This window comes from Microcystis sp. M44BS1 (genome assembly GCF_020244875.1).
GTDB classification, from domain to species: Bacteria; Cyanobacteriota; Cyanobacteriia; order Cyanobacteriales; family Microcystaceae; genus Microcystis; species Microcystis panniformis.
This window is the reverse complement of the sequence record NZ_JADBVM010000034.1, coordinates 1-11,169: the sequence shown is the minus strand read 5'-3', so window position 1 is coordinate 11,169 and position 11,169 is coordinate 1. Positions and strand designations below refer to the sequence as shown.

9 protein-coding genes and 2 pseudogenes are annotated in these 11,169 nt (G+C 43.4%); 5 read left to right on the top strand and 6 right to left on the bottom strand.

The window, feature by feature from the left end:
* On the top strand, window positions 1–586 hold a 586-nt coding region (locus tag IM515_RS01980; RefSeq protein ID WP_287628391.1), incomplete at its 5' end, for a formylglycine-generating enzyme family protein.
* A 135-nt stretch (window positions 587–721) separates the two neighbouring features.
* Here the strand turns inward: IM515_RS01980 and IM515_RS01975 are convergent.
* Both IM515_RS01975 and IM515_RS01970 read right to left on the bottom strand, forming a co-directional pair.
* A pseudogene (locus IM515_RS01975) lies at window positions 722–1,115 on the bottom strand (DUF2887 domain-containing protein); the annotation flags it as partial.
* Window positions 1,116–1,215: 100 nt separating this feature from the next.
* Window positions 1,216–2,301 carry a class I SAM-dependent methyltransferase gene (locus IM515_RS01970; RefSeq protein WP_287628389.1) on the bottom strand — a complete coding sequence of 362 codons (1,086 nt, stop codon included), beginning with the start codon at window positions 2,299–2,301 and terminating at the stop codon, window positions 1,216–1,218.
* A 422-nt stretch (window positions 2,302–2,723) separates the two neighbouring features.
* Between IM515_RS01970 and aqpZ the strand changes: the two genes are divergently transcribed.
* Window positions 2,724–3,503 carry an aquaporin Z gene (aqpZ, locus tag IM515_RS01965; RefSeq protein ID WP_287628387.1) on the top strand — a complete coding sequence of 260 codons (780 nt, stop codon included), beginning with the start codon at window positions 2,724–2,726 and terminating at the stop codon, window positions 3,501–3,503.
* A gap of 19 nt (window positions 3,504–3,522) precedes the next feature.
* Here the strand turns inward: aqpZ and tsaE are convergent, their stop codons facing one another.
* Window positions 3,523–3,993, bottom strand: coding sequence for a tRNA (adenosine(37)-N6)-threonylcarbamoyltransferase complex ATPase subunit type 1 TsaE (tsaE, locus tag IM515_RS01960; protein WP_012264480.1), 471 nt, complete (start codon window positions 3,991–3,993; stop codon window positions 3,523–3,525).
* Between the two features lie 457 nt (window positions 3,994–4,450).
* On the opposite strand from tsaE, the gene IM515_RS01955 reads away from it, so the two are divergent.
* Window positions 4,451–5,650, top strand: coding sequence for a lipid-A-disaccharide synthase-related protein (locus IM515_RS01955; RefSeq protein WP_287628386.1), 1,200 nt, complete (start codon window positions 4,451–4,453; stop codon window positions 5,648–5,650).
* Here the strand turns inward: IM515_RS01955 and IM515_RS01950 are convergent.
* The 3 genes from IM515_RS01950 to IM515_RS01940 form a co-directional block, all read right to left on the bottom strand.
* Window positions 5,647–7,227, bottom strand: coding sequence for a glycoside hydrolase family 3 N-terminal domain-containing protein (locus tag IM515_RS01950; protein WP_287628385.1), 1,581 nt, complete (start codon window positions 7,225–7,227; stop codon window positions 5,647–5,649). The two genes, IM515_RS01955 and IM515_RS01950, sit on opposite strands and share 4 nt — an antisense overlap.
* A gap of 109 nt (window positions 7,228–7,336) precedes the next feature.
* The gene (gene rbfA / locus IM515_RS01945) at window positions 7,337–7,729 is read right to left on the bottom strand and encodes a 30S ribosome-binding factor RbfA (RefSeq protein WP_193959821.1); all 393 of its coding nucleotides are present in this window, start codon (window positions 7,727–7,729) and stop codon (window positions 7,337–7,339) included.
* Between the two features lie 41 nt (window positions 7,730–7,770).
* Complete coding sequence (locus IM515_RS01940) at window positions 7,771–7,968, bottom strand: DUF751 family protein (RefSeq protein ID WP_002737592.1); 198 nt, start codon at window positions 7,966–7,968, stop codon at window positions 7,771–7,773.
* Window positions 7,969–8,694: 726 nt separating this feature from the next.
* Between IM515_RS01940 and IM515_RS01935 the strand changes: the two genes are divergently transcribed.
* Both IM515_RS01935 and IM515_RS01930 read left to right on the top strand, forming a co-directional pair.
* Window positions 8,695–10,083, top strand: a complete 1,389-nt coding sequence (locus IM515_RS01935; protein ID WP_287628384.1) for a PLL family lectin — start codon at window positions 8,695–8,697, stop codon at window positions 10,081–10,083.
* 348 nt (window positions 10,084–10,431) lie between these two features.
* Window positions 10,432–11,169, top strand: a pseudogene (locus IM515_RS01930) (helix-turn-helix domain-containing protein); the annotation flags it as partial.

The following is an 11,169-nucleotide window of genomic DNA, read 5'->3' as shown; positions in this document are numbered from 1 at the left end:
CAACAGTTTTGCGATTGGGAAATATCCAGTGACTCAGGCACAATATGAAGCAGTAATGGGAACCAATCCCTCTAAGTTTCAAAACAATCCCCAAAATCCGGTAGAAAATGTTAGTTGGAACGATGCTCAAGCTTTTTGTCAGAAATTGAGTCAAATAACAGGAAAAACCTATCGCCTACCCACGGAAGCGGAATGGGAATATGCCTGTCGTGCGGGGACTACTACTCGCTTTTATTTCGGTGATGATGCTAATCAGTTAGGAGATTACGCTTGGTATTACGGAAATTCTCAGGAGACAACTCATCCTGTGGGCCAGAAAAAACCCAATGCTTGGGGACTCTATGACATGAGTGGCAATGTTTGGGAATGGTGCGAAGACGATTGGCACGATAACTATATCGGAGCGCCGACGGATGGATCGGCGTGGCTTATCAATAATGATAATCGTTCTCATCTCAAGTGTCTGCGCGGCGGTTCTTGGTACTACAACCCTAGGCACTGTCGTTCTGCCTACCGCGACTGGGACAGCCCCGGCAACGGCTTCAGCAACGGTTTTCGGGTTGCGTGTGTCTCCCCAGGACTTTAACCCTTTGTTCTTTTGCTCTTTTGCCCTTTGTCTCCCGCCCTAAGGCGGGTCGATTTTTTTTTTGAGATTTTTAAACCCTTGTTTCAAGGCTCTGCCTTGAAACACAATATTTAAGGCTCTGCCTTAAAGCAATATTCAGGTAGAACCTGAAGAGAGCGTTCCCAGGTAGAACCTGGGAACGAGATAACGAGATAAAGCTTGTGCTATCTGTTCAAAGTTTAATCCTAATGCCAATAAACGCTGTTAATTCAGCTTCTTGTCTGCCTTACTCCAAAGCTTCCTGATACACTTTAGTTTGTTTTAAATCACTTAAACTAAACATCGCTTCTATCTCCTTTCTACTGACTTGGGGTAGCTTATAAACCAAGATTGTCTCTATCAATTCTAAAAGTTCTTGCTGTTGTTTGACCTTAGGTAATTCTTGTCTAATCCGTGGAATTAATTGTTTTCCCTGCTCGATCGCTCTTGCGGTGGGTGCTATAATTAATTGTAACATCGATATTCCCAGGGATTCCACTTCCCTAATTTTCAGGGAAAAAGTCCCGGAATTTTACCCCCTGAACACTGTAAGGACTGGCACTTTTTGATTTTTAAAAAGCCTTTAGATTTATTCAGCAAACCTTAATTAATTAGTCCTTGAGCAGTGCGATACATTGGGCTAAAGAAGCGTTAGTTTTCAACGCTTGCGGGTTAATATGGGTGGCAGCGGCTCGATAACCTTGTTCTAAGAGAGCTGCAATTAAATCTTCCCTTTTGGGTAAATCTAATTTACCCCTTCTCCCAATTTCCCGAAAGCTATAAAAATAGGGAGGAAAATCGTTTTCTTCCCTCATTATTTCTAACAATTTAACTACCTTTTTCCACTGCCATTGAGCGGCTAAATCTGCCATCTTTTCTAGATAAAAGCGATCGTGTAAACTGCCTAACCACAAGGGTCCAGTTAAGGTTAAAGGTTGCCCGTCCCCAGAACAAACTATCTTGCCTAACTTCGGACAAGGCACTGATTGATATTCCCCGCAGCTATGACAATAACCGAGAAAACCGTAGTTATGACTATTTAATTGTCTATTAGCTGTTAACCGCACCATCACCCGATAACTTTGACCAAAAAAGAAGGAAAAAATCGGCGTAATTCCTAAACCTAACCGGGCCGATTCTAATTGCAAACCAGCGATAATTAATCTTAATCCCTGTTCGTGGGCAGCCGGATGATTGCGAGCATAGGCTCCATAATCAGCTAAACTATTTTCTAGATTATGACCCGTCAGCGTCCGTCCATCGGTATTAGTTAGATAAATTAAACCACCGATTTTAGTGGCTAAAGGAATAGCACTGAACAGAGATGCAGGAGAACCAAAAGCATCAATATCAACTAGATCATAATGGTCTTTTTCAAGATAACATTCTAGGAGAACTTCTTGAGCAGATTTATAGGTTATTTTACCTTTTTTCTGTTGTAATAAACTCTCTAAGTTAGCGTCTAAAGTTGGCTTAATTTCTGGATTACCATCATTAACCCACAGCCAATCCGCACCACTTTCTAACCAATACCTGAGCGCTCGCACACCAGAGCCGCTCATTACTTCTAAAACGCGCAAACTGCCCCGCTCTTTTTGGGCAATTGCCGCCCCTAAAACTCCTAAATCTCGGACGATTTTACTCTCCGGTCGATAAAAAGTATTGTTGATATTAAATATCGCTTTTTCTTCCTGCATCGCTCATCTCATAATTAAGTAGGTAGGCACAATTATTTGTAGGATGGGTTAGCGGTAGCGTAACATGAGCGGGCGTTGGGTTTCATGCTTCAACCCAACCTACGTTCATTTTATATTTAATTCCACCCACCTACTTAGCACTCGATCTCTTCTTTTGTCTTTCCATGATTAACTAGGATCGAAAAGGGTCAACCACTGCCAAAACCAATCAGACATCAAGATAGAAGTAAATCTAAAGAAAGTGTGAAATTATCAGAAATTCCCGATTTTTTTACTATTATATCCCTAAAAAGCTGATAGTTTCCCCATAAGAACGGCAAATTGAAGGTAAAAAAATAACTATTTTTTAATATCTTATAGCAGTTTAATCCGGTCTGATGGGAGATAACCTAAAAGTAAAATCATTCAACCTTGATATAGAGATGAAAAAGTATCTAGCAGAGTTCATCGGGACGTTTTGGCTCGTTCTCGGTGGTTGCGGTAGTGCCGTTTTAGCGGCAGTATTTGTGGGTAAAGCCAAGAGTGTCGTAGATGGTGCTGATTTTAATATCGATCTGGGGATTTCTTTTGTGGGTGTCGCCCTCGCCTTCGGTTTAACCGTCCTTACCCTTGCCTACGCTTTCGGGCATATTTCGGGGGGACATTTTAATCCCGCCGTTTCCTTCGGTCTCTGGGCCGGGAAACGCTTCCCCGGTTCGGAACTACTTCCCTACATCATCGCTCAAGTTTTAGGGGCGATTTTAGCGGCGGTAATTATCTACATTATTGCCAGTGGTCAACCTAGTTTCGCTCTGGGAGGCAGTAACCCTCTGGCCACCAATGGTTACGGAGAACATTCTCCCGGTGGTTACAGTTTATTCGCCGCTTTGGTCACGGAAGTGGTCTTGACCTTCATGTTCTTAATTATCATTTTAGGCTCTACCGATCGACGCGCTCCGGCGGGTTTTGCTCCCATCGCTATTGGTTTAGGATTGACCTTAATTCACTTAATTAGCATTCCCGTGACCAATACCTCCGTTAACCCCGCTCGTAGTACCGGTGTTGCTCTTTTATGCGGTAATATGGCTCTCGTTGGTCAATTATGGTTATTCTGGATTGCTCCCATTGTTGGGGCCTTGGCTGCGGGTTTCCTCTACAATAGTTTCTTTGAAGAAACATTAGAAGAAAGACAAGTTAGAGAAGATGTGGAAAGTTACCGCTAAAGTTTGATTGCTTAAAGAGTCAAGTGCTGATAGCGATTCCTGTGGGGTCGCTATTTTTTTCGTCCCCACCGACAAAATTGAGCAGCGCTCGTCGTCCCTGCTCGCCTCGATCGAGTAAAGTAATCTCTAGATAATTTTCCGGCAAAAAAGTTAAACGTTCCGACCATTCGATCGCCACTATTCCTAAATCCACCTCGATTCCCTGCCAATAATTTTCTAGGTACAGCGCCTCAATATCCTGACCCTGCAAACGATACAAATCCAAATGATACAAAGGAAGGCGGCCTTCGTTATATTCGTTAACGAGGGTGAAGGTAGGACTAGCTATAGGCTCTTGAATGCCCAATCCTAAGCCAATTCCCTGTACTAAGGTGGTTTTTCCCGCTCCCAAATCGCCTTTTAATAAAATTACACTGCCAGAGGCCAAGGTTTGCCCCAGTTTTTCCCCTAAATTGACAGTAGCTTCTCGATCAGGCAAGTCGATAATCATTTTTTCCGCTAAGTAGGTGGGTGGAATTAAATATAAGATGAACGTAGGTTGGGTTGAAGCATGAAACCCAACGCCCGCATGGTTTACGCTACCGCTAACCCATCCTACAAATAATTGTGCCTCCCTACTTAGGAGGCCAATTAATCACTGATTCTAATATAGCGATCAGAGCAGCTTTCTGACCTACTTGGCTCTGGGGGGCTAAATCTGGTCTTTTGATCGAGAAAAATAGAAGCAGTTAAACTAATCTCTTATCTCTTAGTCTTGCCTTTGGTCAAATAGTCGCCATCAAGACAGAGATAAACGATCGGTGAAACCTTCCGGTAGATTAGACTAAATGGGAGTTGGTTAACTGCTTTTATAAAATTGATTGTTCCCTAACCATCAGCATTATCTAGGGTCGAAGGCAATAAAACAACCGAAGTTTAGGACTTTAAGCCAGAAGTTAAGAAAAAAAGTGAAATTATTATTTTTGAGTAATGGCCACGGTGAAGATGAGATCGCAATCCGGATTATTAAAAGACTGCAATCATCTCCCCACTGTCCGGGTATTACTGCTTTACCCCTAGTGGGTAACGGTTATGCTTATACTCGTCTGGGGATTCCCCTTCTCGATCGAGGTCAAAAAATGCCCTCTGGGGGTTTTATCACCAGGGATGCCAAACAATTATGGCGAGATCTGCGGGAGGGATTATTAGGATTAACCTCCCGTCAATACCGTCTGGTCAAAAATTGGGGCCAAGAAGGGGGAAAAATTGTCGCAGTGGGAGATATCTTACCCCTGGCCCTTGCTTGGTTGAGCGAGACAGATTATGCTTTTGTGGGAACGGCTAAATCAGAATACTATCTCCGGGATGAGCAGGGATGGTTAGATAGTAGCTCGATGATCGATCGCCTCTGGGGTTCCTACTATTATCCCTGGGAACGCTGGTTAATGGCCCGTCCTCGCTGTCGGGGGGTTTTTCCCCGGGATAGTTTAACTAGCAAAATTTTACAACAGTGGTCAATTGCCGTTGTCGATGGGGGTAATCCGATGATGGATGACCTTTTACCCTCGATAACGGGCGATTTTCCCCAAGATTGCCTAAATATTCTGCTGCTACCCGGTTCGCGCTTTCCCGAATCTCTCCACAATTGGCAGCAAATTCTCGCAGCTGTGGCCGCCATGATCGGCCGTTTTCCCGATTACAAGCTGGAATTTTTGGCAGCGATCGCTCCTTCTCTCCCCCTAGAATCTTTTACGGCTGCTTTAATTTCCCGGGGTTGGCGAGAACATAGCACAAATAAGTTTATTTGTCAAGAGGTATTTATAACTATTTCTCAAAGGGATTACGCCGAATATTTAGGCCGTTGCCATCTGGCCATCGCCATGGCGGGAACTGCCACGGAACAGTTCGTCGGTTTGGGTAAACCGGCGATCACAATTGCGGGATCTGGACCACAGTTTACTCCCCATTTTGCCAAACTGCAACAGCGTTTATTAGGCTGTTCAATTCTCTTAGGCGATAGTGCCGAGTCAGTGGCAGACAAGTTAGAATATTTATTACAAAATCCCCCACAGTGGCAAGAAATCGCCGTTAATGGTCGTCAGAGAATGGGATCGGCCGGGGCCTCCGATCGCATTGCCCAATGGTTACTAGACAATTTTTGCCCTTAAACGAAAGTATCGGTCTGATTTTCGCCGCTAGTGGGCCAATCAAAAACAGTTTCTAGGGCGATTTTTTGGGCGCTTGGTTGTTGTCCATAGCTGAAAAGATGGGGAATTTCTCCGCTTTGTTGACGAAACCACTGGAAAACGTAGGGACTACCATAAATAATCAATGCTTGAATTTGTCCGGTTTTCAGCAAATCTTGATAGATAGCTTTCGTTTCCTCCCCTAATCCGGCACTACCCCGAAAAGGATTACCACGGATGAATACTTGTAGGAGAGTTGTTTCTGGAGAGACGAGGGACTGATTAAAGGTGCTACGGTCGATTATTTGGGTTTGATAACCCCATTGTCGGGGAATTGTCACCGCCGGACAAGAGCGATCGAGAAAGTCACAGTTGAGTAAATCATCGATAATGATTAAATTGCGGCCTTGAGTGGCTTTAATGGGTAAATTACCGCTAACTGTTTGGGAATCTTTTAAAATATCGCTGACAATCTCTAGAGCTTGCGGTGCCGCTAAACTGCTTAAGGATTCTAAGGATGGCTGTCTTTGCCCTAATTTCTCTTTTGCTCGTTGAATACGCTGCCAAGAATCATTAATTCTGGCTTCGCTAATTGTACCCCCTTGCACGGCACTATACACCGCTTCGATCGCTTCGATCGGATCGGGAGGCATTAACAGTATATCAGCCCCCGCCTGTACCGCCCTCACTGCTATGGCGGCAGCACTGGCAATTTTAGTCACTCCTCCCATAATCAGGGCATCAGTGACGATTAAACCCTGAAAACCGAGATTTTGGCGCAGTTTTTCCCCGAGAATTTTCGAGGAAAGAGTGACGGGAAATTCGGCATCCCAAGCGGGAATTAACAGATGGCCTGACATAATACTATCAACCCCTGACTCGATCGCCGCTTGAAAGGGCGGTAATTCGATCGCTTCTAGGCGATCATGATCGTGGTTGATGATGGGAAGATCGAGATGGGAGTCATTGCTGGTGTCACCGTGGCCGGGAAAATGTTTGGCCGTGGTCAAAACTGGATAGGAATTCGCCCCTAAAATAAAAGCTTGAGCTAGATTAGCGACGATTTCAGGAGTTTCAGCTAAGGAACGAATATTGATAACCGGATTGTCGGGATTATTGTTCACATCGACAATTGGGGCTAAAATCCAGTTAATCCCGATCGATAGAGCCTCCTTAGCCGTAATTGCTCCCATTTCCATAGCATATTCTGTGGCTTTTGTCAAGCTTTTTTCCGCTATTTTTCCTAAAGCCATCGGGGGGGGAAACCAAGTAGCACCGGAAAACCTTTGGCCGACTCCCTCCTCGATATCGGCAGCAATGAGCAGAGGATTATCCCCGGACCAACTTTGTAATTGTTGGCTGCGGAGAGCGATTTCGGCGGCGCTGCCTCCTAAGAGAATCACCCCACCGAGGTGGAGGGTTTCTAACCAATGTTTTAGGGTCGCGTTGACAGGTTCCCAAGCAGGATAGCGGATTTGTTGGTCAAAGAGATAGCCGGAAGCGCGGACTACTATCATCTGACCAATACGTTCTTTTAGGGATAAAATGCGATCGCTCACTATTCAGTTATCAGTTATCAGTTATCAGTTATCAGTTATCAGGTTTAAGTTTTAAGTTCCCAGTTTTGTCTAAATCCAGTTTTGCCTAAATTTAGTTATCCTCTACTGGTCACTGGTCACTGATATCGGAATCGTCATCTTCTGGGGGTCGATCGCTCTTAATATGATCAAGAAGGTGTAACATTCGATCGCCGCGTTCAAGGGAAGAATCTTCTAGGAAGACCACTTCGGGGGTACGTCTGAGACGGATGCGTTGACCGAGTTCGCGCCGGACGAATCCCGCAGCAGCTTTTAAACCGGCCATAGTTTCGGCCTTTGCCTCTTTGTTGCCGTAGATAGACACAAAAATCCTAGCGTGTTGCAGGTCGTGGGAGAGATCCACATCGGTAACGCTAACCATACCGGCCCCGACCCGATCATCTTTAATTTCCATTAATAACATTTGGCTGACCTCGCGCTTAATTAGCGAGGACACGCGAGATACTCGACGGTCGTTAGCCATAATTTTTGTCCCCTAAAAACAGCGAAACCCTTACCATTGTATCAAGCTAATCCGAGCATGGCTTTGAGGGTGAAATAAAGAAAGGCGAAAGTTCCCCCCAGAAAGCCGACAAGTGCGATCGCTGTGAGGGGATTTTTTAATAAAGGGGCCAACCAGCCGAAAAAGGCGAAGAAAATCCCTAAACTAAAGCTAATCAGATAGCGGGGGTAACGGCTCACGTTATCAAAAAAGTCGCCCATAAATTTTATTTATTATCTTTGTCCGTAAGTAATTATAGCAGTAAGCTTCGATGCTGCCACGCCGCCCGATTAATGGGACTTAACAGAATCTCTAGACTTTTGTACTATTTAGTCGTATAACTATCTGGCTGGAGAGAAATACGGAATCACTCTACTCTAGATAAGTAGCTGGTTATAATTAAATTAAAAATGGATTTTAGGTTCGATCCCCCCTTAGTCCCCCCTTGATAAGGGGGGAAGCCGAAGGCGGGGGGATCCCCCTTGATAAGGGGGGTGCCGATCCCCCCTTAGTCCCCCCTTGATAAGGGGGGGCATCTGATAACTTTTAACGCCTACCTACTTACAGTTAAGGGTACAGCTACTTTCAAGCTTGCGACGGGCATCGATCGATCCCTGAATTTGGGCTAACTAAAAGAGGATAATTAATAGCCGGATGACAGCGATAGAATAGGGATTTTTAAAACTTAGCTCCAAACTAACTTTTGGATGGGTGCAAGGTTGGCATTGATACCTTAATACCTTGATTCAGCAACGACTAAGAATGCGGTGCTGGGGTAGAGGGTGATTAGATGGATAAATTATAATTTTTAAGAAAATCTTAAAAAGGCTGTTGTATGGAAAAAATCCGTCTAGGATTACAGTTATGCTCGTCGAACAGTAAGGTCGATAATAAGTTCGCAAGAATAGTTAAAATTAAACACTTATTTCCTAATTCATGTATATCCTATGTTAAAAATTGCCACAATTCCCTATCCAATTGTCACAAAATACAAAAGCCTGTTTGGACAGGCAGAACCAATAGTAAAAAACCCTATTTGGTTGAACTGTTTTGCTCGTGGTGTCGATGGTCGTGTTTATCGAAAGTGGTTCGACAACAACGCCGGGTGGAAACCATCTGACTTTGATTGGCAGCCGCTTGGGGGAGGGATTACGGATTACCCCGTTGCAGTTGCATGGTCTAGCAATCGACTTGATATTTTTGCCCGCGGTGTTGATGGCGCTCTGTATCACAATTATGGAAGTAACAACGATAAACCTTTAGCAGGATGGGAACTACTGGGTGGTCTGATTCAAGGTTCTCCTACAGTTGTTTCTTGGGGAAATAATCGAATCGATATTTTTGCCCGTGGCACGGATAATGGTATTTACCACAAGTGGTGGGATGGGAAGGGATGGAAACCCTCACAATTAGATTGGCAACCCCTGCTGGGGGTTGAAACATCTGAGCCTCCTGCCGCAGTAACATGGTCTAAAGGTCGTTTAGACGTTTTCGTACTCGGTTTAGACGGGAATGTCTATCATAACTATGGAAATGGCAATCCTAACAACTGGAGCGGATGGGAAACACTAGGTGGCTCACCGTTAAAAGGATCGCCAACGGTTGTTTCTTGGGGGGATGAGAGGATTGATATTTTCGTCCGGTCGTGGGATGGTACCATTAAACACAAGTCGTGGGATGGAGTATTTCCCTGGAAACCATCACAATTAGATTGGTATGATGTGGGTGGTCCAATTAATACCAATAGACCTGGTACATCTGACCCTCCTGCTGCGGTTGCATGGTCCAAAGGCCGGCTAGACGTATTTATACGCGAACAAAAAGATGGGGCTGTGTATCATAATTATGGCAATGGAAGTCCTAGCAGTTGGAGTGGATGGCAATCACTGGGGGGCAAAATCCAAGGACCTCCTACAGTTGTTTCTTGGGGAACTAACAGGCTTGATGTTTTTGCCCGTGGGATGGATGATGGGGTTTGGCACAAGTGGTGGGATGGCGTTTCCCCCTGGAAGGGTTGGGAATTATTAGATAAACCAGTGAGTCCATCAATCGTTGTTTTTACTACAAAGAATCAAACTGGTGGAGCCATAAGGGTTAGTGGTAAAGGTTTTACCCCTGGTGGAAGAGTCAAGTTCTATGTTGAGAATCTAGTCAATCAAAAGAATCCATTCCATCTGACGGAAGATCTTGCAGATGCACAGGGACAGTTTTCGGAAAAAACTAATTTCTTCCAGGCCAACTGTTGGCGAAATCAAGTTAATCCTGCTGTAATTCGCGCAGTTGATGTGGTGACTGGTGCATCAGCAACAGGGACATCAAATGCTTATACTTGCTAATTGTTTATTAAGAGTGTAGAGTGTAGGGTGCGTTAGGCGGCTATCAATTTAGTCAAAAAACCAAAATTAATAATTCGCCGTAACGCACCACCTCTATTATTAAATTGGTGCGTTACGCTATTGAAGAGCGGACCCTACGAGTAATATGACTACAAGCTTTACTTTCTAAGGCGGATTTGGTATGACAGTTTGGCCTTCCCGACTTTATGGGGTACAATGTTCGTAGGCAATACATTGATCTCTTGCAAGAGGGAAGTAAAATGATTATTAGTCTGATAAAAAAACAAGAAAAATAAAATCTGTTCCCTGATCCCAATTAGCAATACAAATGTTCTACCACTTACTTATATGGATATTCAAACCCTTTTAGAATGGACAGATAAACAGGTATTAGAGAAAACCGGTAAACATCTTGATTCATTGCAAGAATCCATCTTACAGGGTATTTGGGAACATCAAGATTACGAAGAAATTGCCAAAGATAATCAGCGCAGTTATGACCATATAAAAAAAGAAGCATGGAAATTATGGCAACTGCTATCAGATGTTTTTGAAGAAGATATAAAAAAGTCTAATGTTCGTTCTATTTTAGAAAATAAAGCTTCATCTATTATTTATCACTTTGTTAACTATCATTGTAATAATATCGGCAATAACCATATAAATATCTGTAGAGAAAATAATCCCTATTCAGAAAACAACTTAAAAAAGTCTTAAAATTTTCCAGATAATGATCATCAATCCCCCATAATTAACCTAACAAAAGCCCCTGAATTAAGGTATAACTATGGACGTAAGTTAGAAATATCAACCTTAAAAGAATGGCTAGATAATAAAACTAGATTAATTACTATTTATGGGTTAACTGGAATCGGAAAAACAGCTTTAACCCTTAAATTAGTTTCAGAAATTGCCCCACAGTTTGATTATATTATTTATCGCAGCCTGGAAAATATTCCTCAATTAATCGCTCTCAAAGATGATCTAAAACAGTTTTTCAACCAATCTCTATCAACCCCCTTACCTGATATAATAGATTATCTAAGCTCCTATCGTTGTTTAATTATTCTTGATGATGTGCAGAAT